Consider the following 22349-nt stretch of genomic DNA (forward strand, 5'->3'; position numbering starts at 1 on the left):
GGGGTCAGCCGCCGTCCGGCTCGCGAGCAGGCAGCGCCACCGGTGTAGTGAAACGCTCCTTGAGTGTGCTGCGGCGCTTGACCGGCCCCTCGCCCAGCCTTTGGGCGGCATGGAGTTCTTGGCCGAAGGTGCTCGGCAGGTGCACGCTCATGCCGTGGTAGCCGGTGACACTGGCTTGCGTGAAACCATCGGCATGCAATGCGTTGAGCAAGTGCACCGCCAGCGGCGCCTGGCGCCCCCGCCGCGCCTCTAGGTCAGGCTTGCCGGCGAATTCGCGCTCAAACCGCGAGAAGTTGTGCGGACGTGTGCGGTTGGCACTCCAGCACGCCCGAGACCGAATGTCTTTGAAGTCTTCCGGCAGGCCCGCCCCCTTCAATTGCATGGATAGCGCTTGCGCGCTGAGGAGTACCTGGGAACCGTCGGCGAGGAGATTGGCGACGCTTTCCGCGCCAGGTGCGCCGTGTCCACCGATATACAGTTTCGAGCGATCCGATTGCAGCTTGGTAAGCACCCCGGTTGTCTGGGCATCCAGCACTTGGAGGCTCTCGAGCGCATTCAGCATCAGGGCTTGCTTGGCGTTCTTGCTGGCTTGCTCTGCCGGCTTGCGTGTTCGCTTCGATGGCTTGGAGGCGGATGCCCGCATCCCCGTAATTTCACGCTTGACTTCCTCTACTTGCACCTGAAACGCTCTGGCATCAGCCTCATTGGCAACAATGACAGGATACGGCGCTTTGCCGTTGGCAATGCGCCGCATCGCGTCACCCGCCACCGAATACACCGAACCATTGCCAACGAATGGCTGGTAGAAGTAACCCTCCATGGCGGGCTGTGCCTTCGGCTGCGACGTCTCGATCTTCGGCCTCTTCCCCGACCTGTCGCCACGCTGCGGAAACGTCGACAGTACACCCTCGGCACGGCGCGTTTTTCGTCCGCCATCGACTAGCGGATTTGCATTCGCTCCTTCAGCCTGACCGGGCGAACGCGCGGGCGGCAATGGCATACCTCGAGCAATGGTGTTTGTCATCTGTGTTTCTCCAAGAAGCCGCCGGCCACGGCCCATCCTGAGCGGCGTGCCGACGTGCATGCGCCAATCTTGGCGCGCTACGTACGTCGGACGAGTGTCCGCGAACGGCGGGAACGCATCAGCATAGAGACGAATCGGCGGCGCCTGCAGCGAAACGACGGGCGCCAGTGCCCCTTGCACACCTTGTTGCTGGTCGGCGGTTGTCTACCTTTTGGGGCGTTGGCGGTACGACCAACGTGAGGTGCTCTTTGAGCGTACTGCGATACCGCCTGCGCCGATGCGATGGGCTTTGTCCGCGACACCTGCTTCGAGGCGATGGTGCGCTAGTGTGTGGAAGGCGTGACATCGTCGCGCCATGTCGCCAACGGCAGATCATGAGGCCCGCCATACACAATATTCACGGCTCGACATGCAGGCCGATATCAACCCGCCTGAGTTGCCCTGCCTCTTTGTACCAGGCATCTCTATTAAACCGGAGTACGCGGCCTCGGACCGTGATATCCACTCGGTTTGGGCTCATGATCCGGGTAGCGGCATTCCCATCAGTCGTCACGAGAAACGGCTCGGTTTTAGAAAGCTCTCGCAGGTGTCACGAAATAACTGCAAATTTGAACGAATAAACTGCAAATGAGCGGGGCTCGTTAGTGCCGACATGTAGTCAGATGTCTATGGGCCAGTTCAGTACGAGGGCTCGCACTACGTGGACATCAGCATCAGCGGTCATGCAGGGCGCGTGTTGCATTGATCTTGCTCCGCACAGCTTCCCCATTTTGAGAATTTTGTTTGCCTTTGTTATTGAACCTTAGTCCTGGCGCACCGCGAACCGCTGCACATTTAGCTCCTTTACATGAGCGATCCAGCAGCTTTGCGCTACTACACCGTGACGGCTCCTCACGAAGATCTGGATGCCCCGGTAGGTAGTCATCATGCGCATTCCTATGCTGATGGTGGACGCCACCTTCGCTCGCTTCCTGAGATCAGCTGCGCAATAGCTGCTGCGCGCTACTGTGATCGGATACGTCTCCATGTGTTTTCCCATCGAACAGCACCGTTCTTGCAGTGACTGCGCCACGTCCCCTTGCTCGGGTTGCACAGCGCTGTGCCGACCACAATGAGGGCACAGAATGGTTGCCAAACCGAAGTACATGACATTTCCTTGCATCAATTCGATGCCGACATAGCCAGGCGTTTTACTTGTAAATTGGACGCCAGCCAATGTCCGGCGCTCGGTCATCATCCTGTGAAACGCTCCAATTGCGACCGGAAGTGCGCTTCTGCGTCGTTGAACTTGGACTGAAACACAGCAGCGTCGGTACTGCCAGCCGCCACTGCATCACGGTACTCTTGACCTACCTTGCGCAGCGCTACCGCCGCCATCTCCAGCTCAGCGAGCGGTGGCAGCAGCACGTTTCGTTGAGCCTCCAAGAGCTGATCAAGGCAGCGCTGCATCTCGGCATAGGCTCGATCGATGCGCACCTGTGCGAGCTGATTGTCGGCGCGGTTCGGATCGGGATGCCGCATTTGGCGAAGGGCATAGAGCTTGTTCAGTTCACGCTTGGCGGCATCGTAGGCCTCGCGGGCGGCATCTACAGCCGCAAATAGGTTTTTGGTCATAACCTGCTCATCAGTGAAGATCAAAGTAGCCAGCGTTCGTGGCGCGCTTCATGTGTATCGTCCCTCCATTTCGGAATACGCCCGAAATCAGACTTCGTTACGAGAGAGCAACGACCGACGCTCTCTTGCATCATAAGCTGACCTGCCTGGCCAAGGCCTCGGAAAAACAGACTAACTACTACCCAATGTGCATTAGGTCATCGGAACCATGGCTCGTCAGGTAAGCGACATCTATCCCGGAGACTGCGACGTTAGGCGAAGCTCCGACTGCTGGCTCGTGTGAGATTCATCCGATTTCCGGGCGGGTGCCCCCTGTCAGACATTGGTAGGCGTTGTCCTCTCATCCTGCCGCAACAACAAATCGGTGATTGCGTCAAAGGCAGCCAAGCGCGCCGCCTCGCGGGAGTGGTACCCATCCCCCGCCAAGCTGACCTCTTCCGCATTGGCCGCTCGAAGTTCAAAGCGCCAGGCGACGTCACCGGTCTTAGTGACCTTGGTCCTGTAGCCATCCGCAGACAGCATCGAATCTCCTGCGGAGTTCTTTATCCATGCGCGAGACATCCACTGGTCACGCTTCGCGGCACGCATGCGCTCCCACACGCCCCAACCATTTGGAGACGGCGCACTCCTCATCTCGCGGTACGAGGCAGCCAGCTAAATCTCAGCCCCCCCCTCAAGTCGGCCAAGCGAATTGAGGACGTTTTCGATGCACTGACCGCGCTAGGTAAGAGGTCCCCTCTCTCGGCAGTCTCACGTACCTGCTGATTCGGCTCAACATCCTCAGCATGCTGGCCGAGCCCTACCCTCGCCTCCATGGCACCGCTCGGATCGAGTAGCAGCAGCCATCGTCGCCAATCTTTCACCCAGGTGTGCAGCACGGCCGTCGACATCCCCAAGTCACGCGCGGCCGCCCCGCCGGACGCTTGCCACCCCAGCATCAGCAACACTCGCCACGCACGCTCGGTAAGCGGTGCACGAGTACCGTCTAGATTGATGTCAGAAGGCCCCCACGCCTGGCCGGCCTACACGGGCAGCAATCAGAGACCGGGGCCGCAAACCATTCGATGTTCGGTGTCCAGGTAATACCCGCATGCGAGCGCAATGTTGACCATAAGGCCAGCGCAGACGACGAGGCAGGCGGTAGCTGCCACGACATTTTTCGTCTGTCGATTCCTCCATGCCTTGGCCATGACGCGGGCCAGACCCAACAAATAAACGACCAGCGCAGGAACGGCAAACAACAGCACCTCAATCGGACCATCGCAATCGATACCCCCTGATCCCATCGCCTGGTATTCGTTGGGGGATGAAATGATCCCGAGCAAGGCAAGAGGTGTAAACACAGCGATTAGAACAACAAGGCCCCGGTCTGCCATCGATTAGCCGCCAAGATGATGTGTGTTAGTCAGGACGCCATCTAGCAGATGTTCGGTCCAGTGACCTCGTGATTTTGGTCCTGTCATCGCTGTCTTCTGCTTGTGCTGCTTATAGTAACGAAGTACGCGCTGCTTGACTGCCGTGTTAAGAGGGTAAGATGGACTGCTTTCAGACGCTCGATGGTAGTGATGACTCTACGCGACGGTAAATACTTGGCGAGCTGTAAGGAGAGGAATGCTCTCTCTGCTGCAATGAATGGACACGGTGCGGTGTTTCCACAGGCACGGTGCACGGTAGCAAAGGGGCTCGCGATCTTCGATCGAGACGGGAAGGAGGTCTGGCGCTGTAACTCCGCCTACGCGGAAACGCATTTCAGGCTCGAACGTATTGAATGACCAGCTCTCTCGGCTGGGGTTACTTTCCAGGGAAGTAGTTCGTCGACGCGGTTGATCGGGTGATCCGCGATGTGTGCCAGCACGTGTCGCAGATACGCCTCGGGATCAACGTCGTTGAGTTTCGCCGTACCAATCAAGGTGTAGATGGCAGCCGCGCGCTCACCACCCGAGTCGGCACCCGCGAACAGGTAGTTCCGCCGTCCGATGGCCACGCCGCGCAGCGCGCGTTCAACCGGTAGGTTGTCGATCTCCAGGTGCCCATCGTCGCAATAGCGCGTGAGTGCCTCCCATCTATTCAGGGCATAGAGAATCGCCCGGCTCGTGTCGGATTTGCGCGAGAACGTCTCCAGCGTGGCGCTCAGCCACGCATGGAGTTGATCGGGCCAGGGCTTGGCGTGCGTCTGCCGGTACGCCCGACGTTCATCGGGCGGTTTGCACCGGATCGATTCTTCAATCTTGTACAGCGCGCCGATGCGCTCCAGCGCTTCGGTATTCAAGGCATTCGGCCGTGCAGCATGCAACTCGTAGAACTGCCGTCGAGTATGGGCCCAGCACGCCGCTTCAGCCACCCGGCCGGTTTCGTAGATCGCTTGGTAGCCGCCATAGGCATCGGCCTGCAGCGTGCCGTTGAACGATGCGAGATGCTGCTGCGGATGGATGCCCTTGCGGTCGGGTGTATAGGCAAACCAGACCGCCGGCGGCGTCATGTCGCCTGAGTTCCGGTCGTCGCGCACGTAGACCCACAGCCGACCGGTTTTCGTCTCGCCATTGCCAGGCGCCAGCACCGGTACCGGCGTATCGTCGGCATGCAGCTTCGTTGCCGCCATGACGTGCCGACGTAACGCATCGACCAACGGTTGCAGCAGGTTCGCGCAGTGGCCTACCCATTTCGCCAGTAATGAGCGATCCAGATCGACGCCCTCACGTGCATAGATCGCCGGGCGGTACAGCGGCAGATGGTCCGCGAACTTCGAGACCAGCACATGGGCTAGCAAGCCCGGACCAGCCAGGCCACGCTCGATGGGGCGACTCGGTGCCGCCGCTTGCGCGATGTGGTCGCAGCACGTGCACGCCAGTTTGGGGCGCACATGGCGAATCACGCGGAAGCTAGCAGGTACATATTCGAGTTGCTCGGAGGCATCTTCACCGAGCTGCTTCATGGGGCCGCCACACGCCGAGCAGGTTTCACCCGATTCCGGCCAGTACGTCAGGATCTCGCGGGGCAGATGCTCGGGGAGTGGTTTGCGTGGCGCCTGTTCCGGCGCAATGCGTGGCGCCTTTGGAACCTCGATGGAGGCTGCGCCTTCGTCAGCTTCAAGTTCTTCCAGTCGCAACTCGAGTTGTTCGATCTGGTGGTCAAGCTTCTCGGAGCTGCGGCCGAACTGCATGCGGCGCAGCTTCGCAATCAGCAGTTTCAGGTGCTCGATCTCGGCCTTGGCGGTAGCGTTTGCCGCCTTGTGCGATTCGACCACGTCTTCCAGATGTCCGATGCGTGCATCGCGCTCAAGCAGTAAAGCCTTGAGCACTTCGATGTCGTCCGGATAGGCGTCTGCCGCGGTCATGCCGGCAGTTTACGCGGCGACCGGTAGGTTTACAACGCCGATGTCGGCTCCGCCGTACGGACGGGCTGTCGCCAGTCGATGCCTTCGAGCAGCATCGACAGTTGCGCCTGGCTCAGGCACACCACGCCACCATCGGCACGTGGCCACACGAACCGGCCACGTTCCAGGCGTTTCATCAGCAAGCACATGCCGTCACCGCTCCACCACAGCACTTTGACCAGATCGCCGCGCTTGCCTCGGAACACGAACACGTGGCCACTGAACGGATCTCGCTCCAGTGCGGTCTGGACCTTGGCGGACAACGGCCTGGTGCGCTTCCAGCAGGACACGAATGACAGCTACGCCGGCCAGATTTCGGGTGCGGGCGCGGTGGAAAAAACCGGCACCGGGACGCTCACGCTGGGGGCGGGCAATACGTACAGCGGCGGGACGACCATCACGCAAGGCACACTCGCCATTGGCGCGGACAGCGCCTTGGGTGGCACGGCGGGCGGGGTGACGTTCAACGGCGGCACGCTGCAACTCACGGGCAACCTGAACGTGGCGGCAACGCGCGCCATCAGCATCACGAGTGCTGGCGGCACCATCGACACCCAGGGCTTTACGTCGACCGTCAGCCAGGGCATGACGGGTGCCGGCGCACTCACCAAAGCGGGCAGCGGCACGCTGGTGCTGACCGCAGACAATACCTATCAGGGCGGCACCACCATTGCTGCCGGTACGCTAGCTGTTGGCGACGCCACCCACACCACGGCCGCGCTGTCTGGCGGCGGCAATGTGCAGATCGCAGCGAACGCCTCGCTGGGTGGCTACGGCAGCGTGAGCGGCGCCGTCACGAACAACGGCACGGTGGCGGTTGCCGATGCGCTGGCGGCGTTTGCCAACACGGGCAGCGGCAGCCTGACAATCAACGGGGCACTCAACAACGCCGGCACGGTGCAGATTGGCGGTGCGGGCGTGGGCAACAAGCTGGTGGTCAATGGCAACTACGTCGGCAATGGCGGTGTGCTGGCCATCAACACCAAGCTGGGCGCTGACAACTCGCCCACCGACAAGCTTGTCATCTCAGGCGGCACCGCCAGCGGCAATACATCGGTGCGCGTCACCAACGTGGGCGGCGCTGGCGCCAAGACTACGGGCGACGGCATTGAAGTCGTGAGTGCCATCAACGGTGCGACCACGCAAGCCAGTGCCTTCTCGCTCGCCAGCCGTGTGGTTGCCGGCCCGTATGAGTACACGCTGCAACGCGGTGGTTCGGCCAGCGCGGATAGCTGGTATCTGCGCACCCTGCAGACCTCTACCCAGGCCACCAACGGCGGCACCACGGGCACCACGCAGCCGGCGCTACGCCCAGAAGTTTCGCTCTACACCGCCATTCCGCAACTGACGTTGCTGTACGGCCGTGCGTTGCTCGATACGCTGCATGAACGCGTGGGCGAGGAGAGCAACCAAGCTGCGGCACCCGCAGGGACATCGCCTGTGCTGCGCACGGGCTGGGCGCGCGTGATCGCGCAGAAGGGCAGCCGCATGTCGGACGGCAATGGCGTCTACGGCAGCCAAGGCCCGGCGTTCAGCTACGACTTTGGCAGCGTGCAGGTCGGGGCGGATGTCTATCAACGCCAGCGCGAAGACAGCAGCCACGACCACGCCGGCGGTTACTTCGGCACAGGCCGCATCGCGGCGGATGTGACCCATGCCGATGGCGCCGACGCCGGCAAGGATGCCGTCAACGCGAACACGGTCGGTCTGTACTGGACGCACTTCGGCCCGTCGGGCTGGTATCTGGATGGCGTGGTGCAGGGCACGCGCTATGACGCCGATGCCTCGCCGATTGGCGTGAACGGCCTGAAGACGCACGCGCTGGGCTACGCCGCATCTCTCGAAGCCGGTTATCCGATCGCGCTGTCAGACCAGTGGCGTGTTGAACCGCAAGCGCAAGTCGTGGTCCAGCGTGCCGCGTTTGCGGAGGCCAACGATGGCGCCGCCGATGTGCGCTTCAATTCGGTGAATTCGATGCTGGGCCGCCTGGGCGTGCGTGTGAGCAAGCGCTGGGGTGAATCGCCGGAGCGTCAGCACACCGCGTGGGTGCGCGCCAATGTATGGCACGAATTCCGTGGCCAGACGGGCACGCAGATGTCGTCACCGGACGGTGGCTTTGTGCCGTTCAGCTCGGAGCTGCCACGTACCACGCTGGAACTCACGGGCGGGCTGACCGCGCAGGTGGCCAAGAATGGCGTGTTCTACGTCAGCACGGGTTACCAGATCAGTGCGGATCGGCGCCTGCATGGCCTCAATGGAAAAGCGGGTGTGCGCTGGGGTTGGTAGTTGATTGACTACGCGGCGCCGCAGATGGCGTGGCGCCGTGTTTTGTCAGGATGACCAACTCGTATCTGCCGGCTGCACGGTCTTCGTAGTGATTGCCCCTGCCTCGGCAGATGTCGCAGGCCAACAGACAGCGACAACCTCAGCGTTTGCGCACCTGCTCGACAAACTTGTTGGTATAGGTGCGCGAGAGATCGATGTGCTTGCCGCGTGCGTTGGCATTGCTGGCGGCGAGGACGCGCAGGACGGTGGGTGGGCCATCGTCCGGCATGCGTCCGTCGGCGCTGAACGTGGGTAGCGCGGTGGCAAGCGTTTTGACGTAGAGCTCAGGGTGTTCGCCATGGAACTCGGTCGGCATGCGCGCGGCAATGTCCTCCGCGTTGCGCGCGTGCATGTAGCGCAGGGTCCGCACGAACGCCCGGGCCAGTTTGGCGGCAATGTCCGGATGGGCTTCGAGCCATTCGGTTTGCAGATACAGGCATGCAGCGGGATACGAGCCGCCCAGTGCCGCACGCGTGTTCTCCAGCGTGCGCAAGTCGAGCAGTACGCGGGCCTCGCCGTTGCGCACCAGGCGCGAGACGGTCGGGTCGGTGGTCATGCCGGCATCGATGCGGCCATTGCGCAGTGCGCTGATGAAGCTGCGCTCGGCGCCGACCGGCAGCATGGTGTAGTCACCCGCCGACAGCCCCTGCTGTGCCATCAGGTAGCGCGTGAGAAAGCTGGTGGACGACCCCAGCCCCGTCACCCCAAGTTTGTGGCCGCGCAGATCGCGCATGGCTTCTACCGTAGCGGGCAGCCGCGTGGAAACCACCTCCGCCTCGCCCGGCACCTGGCTGAACACGACGATGGCGCGCACTTCCTTGCCCTTAGCCTGCAGAGTGTGGTCGTAAAAGCCGACCACGCCCTGCGCGAAGCCGGTCAGCAGTTCGCTTTCGGCATCGACGCCGGCAGGCTGCGAGAGCAGTTCCACCTCGAGCCCCTCGTCGCGAAAATAGCCCAGGCGCTGCGCCAGCGTGGCGGGCAGGTAGATCATCTTGGCGGTGCCGCTGACCATGAGGGTCAGGCGCGTGGGGTCTTGCGCCAATGCATGCGAAGCCACGGCTGCCATGCAGGCAGCGAGCAACGGCGTAATCCAGCCACGGAGGCGCAAGTATGTGCCCCTGCAGGTAAGGTCACTCATTGAAGTGTCTCTCGGCTCCTGTTTTTCTATTCTCACTGCGAACGGAGACTTCATCACGCGGCCATTCGCCGCAGATGGTCGATCATGGGCCGATGTTCGTGGGAAGCGATTTTCGCACGGCAGGACCGTGGTTGCGCCCTTGCCGATAACCCCGGAAGGAATATGCCGTTTGCGGAACCTTACATTGCCTGCTTCGGGATAATTGGTGGCGGATCGCTTGCGATAATGGGGATCGCAGGCTGTCGTTAGGGCTTGGCTTGCGTTGTGCTCTCTCTCAAGAAAAAGCAACCAAGTCGGCGGTGCTGTCGGTAAGCATCGACACGGCCATCGCTGCGTTCAAGCTGGCGTGTGCCCCGCAACGCGGGCTCCACAGCCAAGCAATCGCATCAAATATTGCATTGCCCGAACGATCGCCCCGTCTCGCGCTCAGAATCTCGCGCAGAACTATCGCACCGTGTATGTCCTGAACCAGCGCGCCTCGCCCAGGTAAACCCGTCCAGATTCGATCGCCAGATTGCCGCATTGGCACGAGGCTTGTTTTGCTGTAATCGACGGCAGCCTCACACCGCAGGCCAGGCAATAGTAGTAGATCCCCATTCCCGCCGGGAACCATTTTGATCGCGCGTCCGCGAGCCCGTGCTTCATTGCATCCATATCGTTCCTCCGCATCGCACGAAAAGCCCGCTTTGCGTCAACCGGTTCGCAGACGGTGATGCCCCTCAGTTACCTGCGTTGTCTGTCGGAAAGCGGAACGAGTCTCGCAGCAGCAAGCTCATCGGAATACCGAGATTGACGTTGTTCGGCGGAATCGGCTGTTGGAACCACTTCTTGTACAGCCGCTCCGCTTCACCATCGAGGATGGTCTTCGTCATCGCCTCGTCAACCAGCTTCTTGAATGTCGGATCATTCTTGCCAAGCATGATGGCGTAGGGGACCACCTGCTGGCTCTTGCCGACGATCATGAAGTCCGCCGGATTCTTCGCATTGGCCCTCAGACCTGCAAGCAGCACATCATCCATCGCGAACGCCTGCGCCTTACCGGACGCCACCATCGCAAATGCCTCGCTATGGTCGCTCGCTTCCACAACGGTGATGTTCAGGCGCCCCGCGTCGCTGAGCTGGCGCACCAGGTCACCATTCACGCTTCCTTGCGTCGATACAACGGTCTTGCCCCGCAGATCCTCCAACTCCTGGATGCCGGACGTCGCCTTCACCAGCATGCGGCCCTTGGCAAGGTAGTGCGGAATGGTAAAGGCGACTTTCTCGCGGCGCTCGCGCGCATTGTTGGTCGACGCGCACTCAAGGTCCGTCTTCCCGCTCATGATGGCGTTCATCCGCGTCGCCGGGGTGACCTGCACGTACTGGACCTGCAGGTCGGGCCGTTTGAGTTGCACACGAATGGCATCCACCAGTCGCATGCAGAGATCCATTGAATAGCCGACGGGCTTGCCGTTGGCATCCAGATACGAAAACGGCACCGAACTCGCACGATGTGCGAGACGAATCGTGCCGGTCTCGCGTATGCGATCCAGGGTCGGGCTGGCGGCGATTGCGTTGAGCGCGGTAAATGCAATGGCTGCTGTCAGCAACCTGCGAACAGAGGACAGCATGATGAAACTCACCCGGTAATTTTTTTCTTTTTCAACAACAGAAGCCGACTGAAGAAGCCGAAGGCCTTCACCCGGCGGAACACATTGCGCTAAACACTAACGGCGAGTCCGTATCCTGCGGACTTGCGCACGCGACGGCCGGCTTCCAAACTGCCTCTGAATCCGTGTTGGATCGATCAGTTGCCCGACCCTCAGGCTGCTCTCCATCACCAGATAGACGCCTACCCACAGCATGGCGAGGGTGGGCAGCTTCTGAATGGATTGGCCCAGCGCCGCGCCCTTTGCGGTTTGCACGCCCGTCTGACACCGGACGGCTTGGACTCGGCCTGTCGCTTGTCTGTCCGGGCCGATACATTTCCGCTTGTAGGCGCCATCGGCTCTCACTCCCCGTACTTTCTTTTGTTTTGCTTGCGGGCCGTAAGCTAGCAGAACTGCCCGCCAATGAATCTCATTATTTATCAAATAAACAATTCTTAAGGCGGAAGGGCCGCCAAAGATTGCCGCGAACCAGATTGGCCGATTAAGGGGCACGTGCACGCATTGAGACGCAGGTCTCGAGGATTTGCAAAGCCCACGGATAACCGCTGAGGCTGAGCATCGCAAGCACAACCCCTTGGGCTGGCACGCGATTTACACTATCCTTGCGGCGAACAGCGCGTTCGTACACACGGTACGCTGATGCTGGGTGGTCCACTCACCTAGCACCAATTTCTCCTATGGCGACCAAAGCTAAGATCGCAGTAAAGAAGGCGACCCCGAAGAAAGCCGTACCGGCAAAGAAGCCCGCCGCCGGTGCAGTGTCCGTCAAACCTCTGAAGGACACCTTCACCAAATCCAGCCTCGTGAGCCATCTGGCCGAACAGGCCCAGGTCGACGCCAAAGCGGTCAAAGCGGTGCTGCTCCATCTGGAGAACACCATCGTCAGTGCGCTACACAAGAAAGGCGCCGGCGAATTCACGCTGCCAGGTCTCTTCAAGGTGGTGTCGGTGAAAGTTCCGGCCACCAAGCGACGTTTCGGCAAGAACCCGTTCACCGGGTTGGAGCAGTGGTTCGAGGCGAAACCGGCAACCGTGCGCGTGAAAGTTCGAGCGCTGAAGAAAGTCAAGGACGCCGCTCTGAACGGGTAACCCACCACAAAGGAAGGGGGCCATCGCTCCCATTTTTTTATGCTGAATCACGAAAAAGATGGCGCCGCCGAGCCACAGGACAGTGCACTGCCTAGCCTGACCGAACTTGCTACTGCCTTCGATTCCGCAGCCATACTGCTGACGCCAGCCGAAGCACATGCGATCTCGCAGGAACTACGCGCAGTTGTTCGCACACTGCAGCGAAGCGATCATTCTGGATCATCGCGTCGAACTGCCTCGGCGCAGGCACTCACGGCATCTGCACAAGGCAATCTGCTTTGTGAGCAGGATGCTCATGGGTTCTTGTCCGCTTCGCACCCCACCGATCCAACGCCGCCGCTATTTGTCCCACCGGACATCGACATCGTGCAATAGGTGTCCGCTGAGGATGTAGTCACCCAAGGCCTGAGCTTTGGCCTCCAGCTTCTCCAGCTCGCCGGTCGGCAAGGCATTCAGGTCGAAATAGCAGTAAAGGTTGTGCTGACGGAACGTGGTTTTTGCCCGCGTGAGTCCGGCCACCAGCGCGGCCAGTGATTGAACGGCGATATTTTCCTGGCTGCGAAATTCCACTCGAATCCCAGCCTTCTAGCCCATGCGGCCCAACTCCACGGCATCCTGCCAGCCGGTTTCGTAGTCCAATTCGATAACTGCGACTCCATCCACCTTCAGCAGCCGCAACGCTTCCTCTCGCGTACCAGCACGCGCTGTTGCCATCCCTTCCCCTACCCTTATTCGTGAGCGCGCACCAACCGCGTACTGCACCCGCCCTATTGTAGCCAGCCGGAATCGGTCGCTCCCTTGCGACTGTCGAGCCTTGTGCGGCATCAGCAAAGCGTCCCACCGGCAAGGCGCAATCACCGTGACAAATGTTCATCTTTTCTCAAGTGAAATTTTTTTACTACAGATTATCAATCGGTAGCCGATTGCCTGAGAGCGGCCTCGCAGAGGGCAGCCGCCCAGACTGGCATCAATGCGCCCCAACACATGCGCTGTTCGAAATCAGCACAATAAGAATCGAAACGGGAAACTTCACTGCGACCACTCATTTGCACTGCGGGCCGCCCCCATCAGTTTCTTGCTTCCCGATTCTTCTCCCCGAAAAAGTCCCATGACGACAAACAAGCACAACTCCGGCACAGAAAACGTAGAGGCTTACAAGCAAGTCATCGCGTCCAACGCCGAAGCGATATCCCGCTTTGGTGGGCGCCTTGCCGTTCTATACAAGTTCACAACTGCAGTCCTGCCACAGTTGGATTCCACTCAGCGAATCGAGGTGGCGCGGCGCCTACGGGCGGGTGTCGATGATGTAATGTCCCTCACTGACGATATTGCCCTTCCCGGCGAGTATCACGACGCTCTACTGGCGCAAACCAATATCCTGCTGACGGCGCTCGAAACACAGAGCGCGAACCCACAATAAGAGTTATCTCCGCTTCGCAAGCCGGTACCACACCTGCGATGCCATCCGTCTTCAGCAGTCGCAACGTTTCCTCTCGTGTACTCGCACGCGCCGTTGCTTCCCTTCCCGATTCTTAACAACTCCCAGAGCATCTCTCCGTCATGCTCCAACTCGGAAGTGCTCCGGGCTCTGGCCAGCATTGACGGCACGCCGTAGCCAATCCGGCATCTCGCCCTCTCCATCCCACGTTTGCCCATCAGCACTTCGGTATCGTGCCTTCGACGAAGCCCGACGACGCGCAGGAAAACATCCTGCCGCCGCCAGATCAGCATACATCAAGCCGTAGCGCGCAATCTGCGTACGGACCCAAGCGATAGCCTCGGCCCGTCGCCGCAACATCGCGGTGGGGCTGGACTCCATTACAGATAGATCGGCACGATTCGGCATGTTGCAGAGCGCTTGGTACGAAGGAGAGGTGCATACGGTCCGTGCGTCAATGGATGTCCCAATGTTGCGCACATACGCCATTTTGCGCCAGACCATACCACCCTCGCCGCAGTTGATCATCCAGCATACGTGCACTGCGGGATGGCTACTGTCCGCTGGCCACCATTGGTGTAATGATTGATATCGAATGCCGCTTGATCGCTGGCCGGGGGGCAGCCCCAACCATCAAAGCGCTAACGCCCAGGGCCGTCGGCGCGTGGCCGCGTCTGGCACTGCACTTCCGCCGCTAACAACCAACGATGGTGATTGCTGACGCAGGCCATCGACTGCGGCTCCAAGTTCTCTGCCTGCCCTTTCCTGCCTGAAATCTTCTGCTCCGTGCGCGGGCGGATTCAACGCGCGGCTATGGCGATCGCCCGGTCAGTTAGCCCAGGCATGCGGGGCACGCTGGCTGATCCGGAAGTAACTACTGAAGTAACGAAATTTCAATAGCGATAAGGATGTCGCATTATTAGTCTGCTGATGAAAACTAAATTTACAAACGAAAAATGGAGTGGGAATTTAATGAAGATTTTTTCATAAATCCAATGGATTAGATCATTTTGTCGCCGCCTCACGAAATCTTGTGGAGTGGCGTGATGACGTGTGCCCTTATTTCAATATCGGAGACTTATCATGAGCAACAATATCTCGCAACTCAATGATTTCGTTACCTGGCTTGATCGGCACGAGAACATCAGCCCCTCGGCGGAGAGTCAGCGCACGCTGTCTCTCCTAGCGACGCCATCCGCTGCAGGCAGCCCTAGCGTGTCCGGACAAAATTCCATCCCTTCGGGAAACGGTGCTCCGGAAGCATCGAAACAGGGCAATGCGCTGGATGAAGCTGTCCGCAAGGGAGACAAACAGACGATAGTGGACCTGCTCACCCAATCGACCGCCAATGCGGTATCGAGCATCTTGGGCTTGTCACAAACGCGTTCGGGGTGGAACCCTCTTGACCCGACCGAAAAAGAGAATGCCCAAGGCTTCCAGCGGTTCGTCGAGCAAATCTTGAAAGTGCCGTATTTCAACACGACCCAGGCGGAGACGAAGACCGTCCATTACCAAGAGTCGAACTACAATTCGCTCATTGATAAGGTGGTCGATCTGTACGATGGCGTGACCCAGCAAGATAAGGAAAAAATCAAGCGGAGCATTGTCAACCTGGCCAAGGCATGCACCAGCCGCGTGAACCAAAAGAATACGCAGACGCTGTTTGTGCAGAACACGATGCACGCGCCGGGCAACAGTCGCAACATTGTTGTTCAACTCGCCCAGACCTTCATGATGATGGAGCTTGATCACCGAACCGGCAAGGGCGCGCCGCAGGATCAGTTCAAGACCGAAATCTCGGTTCGGGTTCTGGAACTGACATTCCAAGGCGACATCTGGGACCGTAGCGCTGCGGAAAAGCTTGCCGCCAAATTCGTACAGAGCTGGGATGACTGGCTGAATGACTCGACGACCCCGCCGTCGCCTCAACAGCGGAAGATCGCATTCTGCTTCAGCCCGCGAGAGATCGCCTCAGTCTGATTCGGTCGCTTTTTGTCTTTCCGTAGTAGGCCGGCTGTGTATCTGCATAGCCGGCTGCTTTACTGTCTATGGTGACCATCAGCCCGCGAAAATTCCTCGTTGTGGCCTCGCCAGTTGAGGCGCGGCAACTTCAAGGTCCAGAAACGTCGTGGGAAGCGCATCGCCAAACAGTCATGGATGGCACAACTTGCCGGCCCACACTCACCGACTTGCTCATCTCTCCGGAGGATCTTCAAAGAAGCCGCAGAGCCCCAAGTAGGCACGCAACTTTCCAGGCGTTTCGGCAAGTGCGTGATAAATGCTGGTCTCCCAGATTTCCCCGACTCGATAGCCGTATTCATTTTCAAAGACAACGGCAACCTTGCTGTCTCGGTCTGCGAGCTGCGCCTTGAGGATTTCCCACGCGACTTCCAGGGATTCACCGTCCTCGAACTCACTTACGTGCTCACCTACGGCAATACGCACAATGTTTGCCATTACTGTTCCTACGTGGACGACTCGGCCGAGATGATACAGGCTTGGTTTCCTTGCTATCGCAGCGCGTGAGAGTGCCTCTGGGTGACAGTCGCGCGCAGCAGGGCTGACGAATTCGCCACCAGCGCTGCATCGAGCATAGTTACTGCCCCAATCATGGCGGCTTTGTTTGCTGACGCTCCATTGTGATCGACCGTGGGCACCATGCCCGCACGCCCAATTGAGTCATACATCCAGAGATAGGACGGAGATGGTTCTGTGACCCCGGAAGTATCCGAGACGCGCGCCGTCAGGCGACTGGCCTGCTTCGTGTCGGCGCATACGCTCGTCGCCAGCCCTTCGATGGAACCACTGAATGAAGTTGAGGCGGCTGAACTAGCCCGCGCGTACTATGAAGCGTGGAACGCGTGGGGAAAGCCAGTGGACACGCACCACAAAGGGCTAGCAAAACTGCTGTACGGCGATCGACCCGCTCATCCAGGGCTCCTTGCCCAAGCGCTCAAAGCTTCGCTGGAAACGTACGCGCCTGGCTGGCGCCTCTACATCACCGGCGGATAAAGGCTAGCCCAGAACACTACGCATCAATCCGGCAATCCGCTGCGGCTGGGCTTGGCCGTCCGCAAGCCGCTCCCCTTCATGGGCTGACTGCTTTGCCAGTCGATCAGCACAACTCGGACCAGTGGATCAGTATCATTGCCGCCCGCTCTGCACAACTCTTGTGGCACACACAAGCTCTGACCGCATGTCGCTCTACGTCAGCGCGTCAATACGCCACGTCCAGGAATGTGGGCTCCTGCGGGTTGCACTGGAGTTACGCTGCAACTGCGTGCGACATACACGTAGGTCTTACAAACCAGTGCTATATTCCCTGTTCCCCTCTCATTTGGACATTCCGAATGATCCACTACCGGGACCGCGCGGTGTCGATCGTAGTGCTCGGTGAGTTCGCGCCGGCGCGTTTTCATCCTGAATGGTTCCTACGGAATCATTTGATGACTAGTGACGACCTCGGCGATGTGGTAATCGCCATGGTCGGCCCTGGAGCTACTCAGTGGACGCACCCACGCTTCGGCGATTTCCTTGCGCTCCCCGATCGCGTATCGCTCACTTGCAAGATCGAGGCGCTTTGGATGGTCGCTCGCGATCTTGTTGAAGGAATCATCGGCCTTGACGCAGGCAACGCCATCCGGGCATTGGGGATTAACCTGCACATGGTTGCGGTTCTCGAAGACGACGATGCGAATCCTGGCGTATGGAATGCCCTTGGGGACGTGCTTGCCCCGAAGGAGCTTTGGCGAGAAGCCTTGGCTCTCCCTGACAAAGACGGCTTCCCGGGACTGGAAGGTATCAAGCTGGCCGTTCCAGATCCCGACCTGATCGGATCGAAGCGTGTATTTGCATTCGAGCCTGACTTGGCTACCGTGTACAACCTCGCTATTCTCGTTAATAACCACTTTGACATTACTCGAGCCTGCATATCCAGACAGGTGGGCGAGACTGAAGCTAACGCAACTGACGTTACGGATTCTCTGGGGCTCAGTCAGGCCGAACTCTCGATGCAGTTGCTCTTCGAGCGATACGAAACGGCAATATCCGATTCCAGAGAGCAAACAGAAGCAATTCTGTCTGCTGCGGTGAAACAAGCGCGGCTATCTGCGGTGATTATCGAAAAACGACGAGCGAAGGAAAATTGATATGCTGAACGCCACAATTCCCCAAGCTGATAGCGTAGCGACATCTTCCTTGCCGAACGTATTTCCACTGGATCGATATTCCTACAACGAATTAGCCTCGATTGACATTGATCGTTTCGGGGGCAGCGCACTTGAGGTACTTGTCCCCTCCGTTAAAAAAACAGCGCCGAAGATAGCCGCATTACATCTTCCCGCAGCGGTGTACACAACGATTGCACAATGGGTAGGTTCAGTCGAAGAGGTTCTTTCTGACGGTAGCCTTGTCGCTCATCTTCGTGCGCTCTCACTCGTGGGGCATGCTGCGCCACCTTCGTCCGAAGGGTTCGAAGAGTGGACAACGATTCCTAGGTCGCAGATCGAGCCCGAAGATATTCGCTATGCGCGAGCAGGGGCCACCTTTTATATGACGGTCGTAAAGGAGAGACGTCAAGGCGCACTGCTTGGCGGAACTTCGGTAGTTATAGTCTTTCGTAAGGTGCCCGTTTGGAACCGGTCGCAGGTAGAGCTCTACCGTCAGCGAGCTGCCGAACTGTTTGCCAAAATCCATGGGGAAGACAAATCGAAGGTTTTGACCAACGACCGGCCTAGGCCTGAACTATCTGTTCCTGAAAAACCAAGATCTGTCCGAGTGACCATCCATAAGTGATCGCGACTTTTGGCGGCGCTCCCGAGCCCGACACAAACGAAATAACCACTTTCGGGAAAGGCTTCGGAGAGGCAGTCGTCCTACATCGCCGGGGCGAGTGGTTCATTATCGATTCGTTCTACGACGAACCAGTAAGCGACAAAACTCCAATAGCGGCGCGATATTTGGATGAACTCGGCGTCCCTGCAAGCGCGGTGAAAATCATCGTGGCAACGCACTGGCACGATGACCACACGCCAGGTGTCTCCCAGCTTTATGAGCGCTACAGCAATAGCAAGTTTGCTTGCGCAGCCGCGCTTACGACGCAGGAATTCCTTGCCTTGGCTGAGTCAACAGGCATCGCATATTCAGGCTCGCTAAAGCAATCTCGCCTCGCCGAATGGCGAAAATTATTGTCGGCCAATGATTTCCCGGGGCGACTATTGTCTGTATCTGCGGGGACAAGTATTTGGCGGACTCAGGCAGACGATTTCGAGCTCTATGCTCTCAGCCCGTCTGGCGCGGAAGGACTGCGAATGCAAAAGGCTATCGCGCAGATGCTCCCGCAAAGCGGTTCCCAGCAATTGCCTCCGCCAAAACGAGGTTTGCCGAACCACGCTGCGATCGCCATCGTTGCGCGATTTGGGCGCATGTGTGTGCTTTTGGGATCAGATTTGGAGGTTAGCAATATTCCAGGATGCGGTTGGGGCGGAGCCATTTCGCATTTCACGAGCCAAATCTCGACTTGGAAGTCTTTTCTATTCAAGGTCGCACACCACGGCAGCGTTACAGCGCATGATCAATCGATCTGGAAACATGCACTGGAGAACAAGCCAATATCTGTCCTAACTCCTTTTATCAATGGGAGCGTCAGATTACCGACGTCTGATGACGTGTCACGGGTAAAAAGGCTGAGCAGCAATCTACTACAAGCGTCTGTTCAGAAAGTCCAGCAAAAGACCGCCAATTCGACCGCCCAGACGATTCTGAATCGTGTTGGCATCAAGGTGCAAAGGTACAGGCCAAGTTTGGGCGCTGTTCGCGTTCGATGGAAAGACGGCATCGACGGCATCGACGTCCAGTCATTAGGGAGTGCTCTGGAAATAACGGGCCATAAGAGTTGATTCGCGCATCGCGCGGCGTTGATGTTGCGAAATCGAGCGTAAGGACGCAGTAGTCGTCACGACGCCGGGACCCGCTGACCAACAGACGGTGGTATGAAGCCCCTTTTTATTGGCGTAGTTAGGTGGGATCGAGCGGTCGCTTGTCGGGTGGAAGCGGTCGCTCACATGTCCAAGTGGCGGCCTCCTAGGACGACGCATCATGGCCGAACTCAGCCTGTGGGTCGGCCCTTGAGGTGCTTTCCCAGGGATCGGCGATGAACCGTTTTTATGCGCAGCGCGGACGCAAATCACACGCCGATCCCCACCATTTGTAACACCGCCTGGCTTCAGTGCCTTGCGCAGAAAACGCTCAACCCGTTGATTTGTAAGCGGAATAGGGCACTACAGATCCTTACAATTTAAAACGGTATCCAACCGGACGATCGACCAAACTTTCTCCATCAACAGACCACATGCACTGGTCACGGGAGAACGAAGATGAACAACACGCAACCGAACACTCAGGGTCAACAATATGCCGGCGCGTCGCTGGGCCAAGTGCCGCAGTCGCGCCGCATGCATCCGCTGATGGCCGGTGCTGCCGTCGCGGTGATCATCGCAAGCGTGACGGCCGTGGCCGCCATCACTGGCGTGCTGCCCACCTCCAAGGCCACGCAGGGCAGTACCAACCCGAACGTTGCCGCACAATCGGCCTCCGCACCGCTGGCGCTGGCTGCGCCCGGCCAGACGGCGGTGCCGAATCAAGCGGCCCCGGCCTATCCGGCACAGCCGAACGCGGTGCGGCACGCAGTGCATCACCCGGCACCGTCGTATGCGGAACGTACCCCTTCGTCGAACGCTGACTACGCACAAACACAGCCACGTCCGGCAGCCAACCCGTATGCCGGTCAGGTGACCGCAGTCACACCGATCACCACGCAGCAAGGCAACGAAACCGGTCTGGGCATGATCGGAGGTGCAGTGGTGGGTGGCTTGCTGGGCAACCAAGTCGGTAAGGGCAATGGCCGCACGCTGGCGACCGTCGCGGGCGCGGTCGGCGGCGGCTATGCAGGCCATGAAGCGGAAAACTACTATCACCGCGACACGTCCTACAACGTCAGCGTGCGCATGGACAACGGCGCCACCCGCACCTTCACATATAAGGCAGCACCGGGCTTCCAGGTGGGCGACCGCGTGCATGTGGAAAATGGGAGCCTGGCAGCGGGCTGATCGCCACACGCTGCTACAAGCAGGCCTTCGAGGCTAAGGCGGTTCAGCTAAGCACCGCCCTGCTTTGCAGAGAGTCAGAAACAAACAAGAAGGCCGCTCCGTGAACTGCACCCCAAAAGTTGGACATCTGTTCAACCTTTGGGGTGTTTTTCATGGCGAAGTATGAAGAGGCGTTCAAGCGCCAAGTAGTTCAGGAGTATTTGAGGGGGCCACTTGGGACTGCAGGGCTGAGCCAGAAGTACGGGGTAGGCCGCACTGTGATCCGGCGCTGGATCAACGTGTGGCAGCGCCACGGGAAATCTGGACTACGCAAGAAGCATGAAGCGTATAGCGCCGAGTTCAAGCTGGCGGTGCTGCAGCGCATGTGGCGCGACGAGTTGTCCTATCAGCAAGTCAGCGCGGTGTTCGATTTGCGTGAGGCTGGCGGCGTCAGCCGCTGGGACCGCCAGTATCATGAGGGCGGTTTCGACGCCCTAAAGCCGCGCCGCAAAGGCGGAGCACCCATCATGTCCCGGTCCAAGCAAGATCCCCAACCCGCTATGCAGCCGGCTCAAGACGAGCGCTCGCGCGAGGATTTGCTCAAAGAAAACGAGTGTCTGCGCGCGGAGGTGGCGTACCTAAAAAAGTTGGATGCCCTGCTGCGGGCCAAACAGCAGCAGGCCCCAAAGAAAAAGCGCAAGTCGTGAGTGCGCTGCGTGAGCGGCATTCATTGTCGAGTTTGCTCAAGGCCGCGAATCTCGCACGCAGCACGTACTACTACCAGATGGCGACAAGCCAGGCAGAGGATCGCCACGGCGCGCTCAAGGAGCGCATTCAGCACATCTATGCGCAGCACATCTATGCGCAGCACAAGGGCCGGTATGGCTACCGCCGGATCACGGCGACACTCCGTCGGGCAGGGACGTTGGTGAATCACAAGACCGTACAGCGATTGATGTCGGCGCTACAGTTGAAGTCACTCGTGCGGCCGAAGAAATACCGCTCTTACCTCGGGCTAGTCGGGCGGGTCGCTCCCAATCTGCTACAGCGCGAGTTTGAGGCGAGCAAGCCGAACGAGAAGTGGGTAACGGACGTGACGGAGTTCAACGTTGACGGCAAGAAGCTGTACCTGTCGCCCGTCTTGGACCGGTACAACGGAGAGATTGTCGCCTGGCAAACCAGTGAACGGCCTGATTACACGTTGATCCGGGAAATGCTCGACAAGGCGTTGCGCAAGCTGCGTCCTTGCGAAACGCCGATGCTGCATTCGGATCAAGGCTGGCCGTATCAAATGGCAGAGTATCGTCGCAAACTTGCCGCGCAAGGCCTGCGCCAGCCTCGTCGTCGGGCACCTACTCGCCTACCACATGCTCGGTGCAAGACCAGCGTGCTGATCGACAACCGGCTTCTCACGATCGTGAAACGAAGGCCCCCCTTTTCAACTGCCGCTCACGTTGTAGGGGGCCGGTGGGAACTAGACGACAGTGGCGTCGCTCTTTGAGAAATCGTATTGATGGCTGGCGACAGTGTGAGGGTTACTCACACCAACTAGCGATTTCAGTTGCTGCGCAAGGGCAAGTGAAGTTCCGATAGGCACAACCGTCAGCCCCTCTTC

Annotated in this window: 22 protein-coding genes and 1 pseudogene; 10 read left to right on the forward strand and 13 right to left on the reverse strand. The window is 59.1% G+C overall.

Annotation, left to right across the window (positions count from 1 at the left end):
* Window positions 1-4: 4 nt before the first annotated feature.
* The 8 genes from PI87_RS26955 to tnpB all read right to left on the reverse strand — a co-directional run bounded on the left by PI87_RS26955 (window position 5) and on the right by tnpB (window position 6274).
* The gene (locus tag PI87_RS26955; protein WP_157003261.1) at window positions 5-1024 is read right to left on the reverse strand and encodes a hypothetical protein; all 1020 of its coding nucleotides are present in this window, start codon (window positions 1022-1024) and stop codon (window positions 5-7) included.
* 802 nt (window positions 1025-1826) lie between these two features.
* Window positions 1827-2261 (reverse strand): hypothetical protein, encoded by a 435-nt coding sequence (locus PI87_RS26960; protein WP_039600820.1) that lies wholly within the window; start codon window positions 2259-2261, stop codon window positions 1827-1829.
* On the reverse strand, window positions 2258-2638 hold the full coding sequence (locus PI87_RS26965) for a hypothetical protein (protein ID WP_039600821.1): 381 nt from the start codon (window positions 2636-2638) through the stop codon (window positions 2258-2260). The genes PI87_RS26960 and PI87_RS26965 overlap by 4 nt, the downstream gene beginning before the upstream one ends.
* A 315-nt stretch (window positions 2639-2953) precedes the next feature.
* Complete coding sequence (locus tag PI87_RS26970; RefSeq protein WP_232314103.1) at window positions 2954-3160, reverse strand: hypothetical protein; 207 nt, start codon at window positions 3158-3160, stop codon at window positions 2954-2956.
* A gap of 107 nt (window positions 3161-3267) precedes the next feature.
* Window positions 3268-3576: a DUF746 domain-containing protein gene (locus PI87_RS29990; RefSeq protein ID WP_039600822.1), complete on the reverse strand. Its 309-nt coding sequence runs from the start codon at window positions 3574-3576 to the stop codon at window positions 3268-3270.
* A gap of 99 nt (window positions 3577-3675) precedes the next feature.
* Window positions 3676-4014, reverse strand: a complete 339-nt coding sequence (locus tag PI87_RS26980; protein ID WP_052321790.1) for a hypothetical protein — start codon at window positions 4012-4014, stop codon at window positions 3676-3678.
* Between the two features lie 356 nt (window positions 4015-4370).
* A complete protein-coding gene (tnpC, locus tag PI87_RS26985; RefSeq protein ID WP_052321791.1) occupies window positions 4371-5972 on the reverse strand; it encodes an IS66 family transposase in 1602 nt (533 codons plus the stop codon).
* Between the two features lie 29 nt (window positions 5973-6001).
* Window positions 6002-6274, reverse strand: coding sequence for an IS66 family insertion sequence element accessory protein TnpB (gene tnpB, locus PI87_RS26990; RefSeq protein WP_198139635.1), 273 nt, complete (start codon window positions 6272-6274; stop codon window positions 6002-6004).
* On the opposite strand from tnpB, the gene PI87_RS26995 reads away from it, so the two are divergent.
* A complete protein-coding gene (locus tag PI87_RS26995) occupies window positions 6264-8297 on the forward strand; it encodes an autotransporter outer membrane beta-barrel domain-containing protein (RefSeq protein WP_198139636.1) in 2034 nt (677 codons plus the stop codon). The two genes, tnpB and PI87_RS26995, sit on opposite strands and share 11 nt — an antisense overlap.
* Window positions 8298-8436: 139 nt before the next feature.
* Here the strand turns inward: PI87_RS26995 and PI87_RS27000 are convergent, their stop codons facing one another.
* The gene (locus tag PI87_RS27000) at window positions 8437-9474 is read right to left on the reverse strand and encodes an ABC transporter substrate-binding protein (RefSeq protein WP_039600823.1); all 1038 of its coding nucleotides are present in this window, start codon (window positions 9472-9474) and stop codon (window positions 8437-8439) included.
* Between the two features lie 719 nt (window positions 9475-10193).
* Window positions 10194-11084 (reverse strand): amino acid ABC transporter substrate-binding protein, encoded by an 891-nt coding sequence (locus PI87_RS27005; protein ID WP_039600824.1) that lies wholly within the window; start codon window positions 11082-11084, stop codon window positions 10194-10196.
* Between the two features lie 716 nt (window positions 11085-11800).
* On the opposite strand from PI87_RS27005, the gene PI87_RS27010 reads away from it, so the two are divergent.
* Window positions 11801-12211 carry an HU family DNA-binding protein gene (locus tag PI87_RS27010; RefSeq protein WP_039600825.1) on the forward strand — a complete coding sequence of 137 codons (411 nt, stop codon included), beginning with the start codon at window positions 11801-11803 and terminating at the stop codon, window positions 12209-12211.
* Window positions 12212-12550: 339 nt separating this feature from the next.
* Here the strand turns inward: PI87_RS27010 and PI87_RS27015 are convergent.
* Window positions 12551-12925 (reverse strand): annotated as a pseudogene (locus tag PI87_RS27015) (PHA-granule associated protein 4).
* Between the two features lie 394 nt (window positions 12926-13319).
* On the opposite strand from PI87_RS27015, the gene PI87_RS27020 reads away from it, so the two are divergent.
* Window positions 13320-13631 (forward strand): hypothetical protein, encoded by a 312-nt coding sequence (locus PI87_RS27020; RefSeq protein WP_039600826.1) that lies wholly within the window; start codon window positions 13320-13322, stop codon window positions 13629-13631.
* Between the two features lie 138 nt (window positions 13632-13769).
* Here PI87_RS27020 and PI87_RS28885 read toward each other — a convergent pair whose 3' ends face one another.
* A complete protein-coding gene (locus PI87_RS28885) occupies window positions 13770-14057 on the reverse strand; it encodes an H-NS family nucleoid-associated regulatory protein (RefSeq protein ID WP_084210127.1) in 288 nt (95 codons plus the stop codon).
* 675 nt (window positions 14058-14732) lie between these two features.
* On the opposite strand from PI87_RS28885, the gene PI87_RS27025 reads away from it, so the two are divergent.
* A complete protein-coding gene (locus tag PI87_RS27025; RefSeq protein ID WP_157003264.1) occupies window positions 14733-15629 on the forward strand; it encodes a hypothetical protein in 897 nt (298 codons plus the stop codon).
* Between the two features lie 213 nt (window positions 15630-15842).
* Here PI87_RS27025 and PI87_RS27030 read toward each other — a convergent pair whose 3' ends face one another.
* The gene (locus PI87_RS27030; RefSeq protein WP_039600828.1) at window positions 15843-16106 is read right to left on the reverse strand and encodes a hypothetical protein; all 264 of its coding nucleotides are present in this window, start codon (window positions 16104-16106) and stop codon (window positions 15843-15845) included.
* An 893-nt stretch (window positions 16107-16999) separates the two neighbouring features.
* Here PI87_RS27030 and PI87_RS27035 point away from each other — a divergent pair.
* From PI87_RS27035 to PI87_RS30000, 6 genes are all read left to right on the forward strand, one after another.
* On the forward strand, window positions 17000-17797 hold the full coding sequence (locus PI87_RS27035; RefSeq protein ID WP_039600829.1) for a hypothetical protein: 798 nt from the start codon (window positions 17000-17002) through the stop codon (window positions 17795-17797).
* 1 nt (window position 17798) lies between these two features.
* Complete coding sequence (locus tag PI87_RS29325) at window positions 17799-18443, forward strand: hypothetical protein (RefSeq protein WP_157003265.1); 645 nt, start codon at window positions 17799-17801, stop codon at window positions 18441-18443.
* Window positions 18440-19546, forward strand: coding sequence for an MBL fold metallo-hydrolase (locus PI87_RS27040; RefSeq protein WP_039600830.1), 1107 nt, complete (start codon window positions 18440-18442; stop codon window positions 19544-19546). Before PI87_RS29325 ends, PI87_RS27040 begins: the two co-directional genes overlap by 4 nt.
* 477 nt (window positions 19547-20023) lie before the next feature.
* Window positions 20024-20755 carry a glycine zipper 2TM domain-containing protein gene (locus PI87_RS27045; RefSeq protein WP_039600831.1) on the forward strand — a complete coding sequence of 244 codons (732 nt, stop codon included), beginning with the start codon at window positions 20024-20026 and terminating at the stop codon, window positions 20753-20755.
* Between the two features lie 152 nt (window positions 20756-20907).
* Window positions 20908-21441 carry an IS3 family transposase gene (locus PI87_RS29995; RefSeq protein WP_039600853.1) on the forward strand — a complete coding sequence of 178 codons (534 nt, stop codon included), beginning with the start codon at window positions 20908-20910 and terminating at the stop codon, window positions 21439-21441.
* Window positions 21438-22235, forward strand: coding sequence for an IS3 family transposase (locus PI87_RS30000; RefSeq protein ID WP_198139637.1), 798 nt, complete (start codon window positions 21438-21440; stop codon window positions 22233-22235). The genes PI87_RS29995 and PI87_RS30000 overlap by 4 nt, the downstream gene beginning before the upstream one ends.
* The last annotated feature ends 114 nt before the right edge of the window (window positions 22236-22349 follow it).

The sequence above is a fragment of the Ralstonia sp. A12 genome, from assembly GCF_000801955.1.
Lineage (GTDB): Bacteria > Pseudomonadota > Gammaproteobacteria > Burkholderiales > Burkholderiaceae > Ralstonia.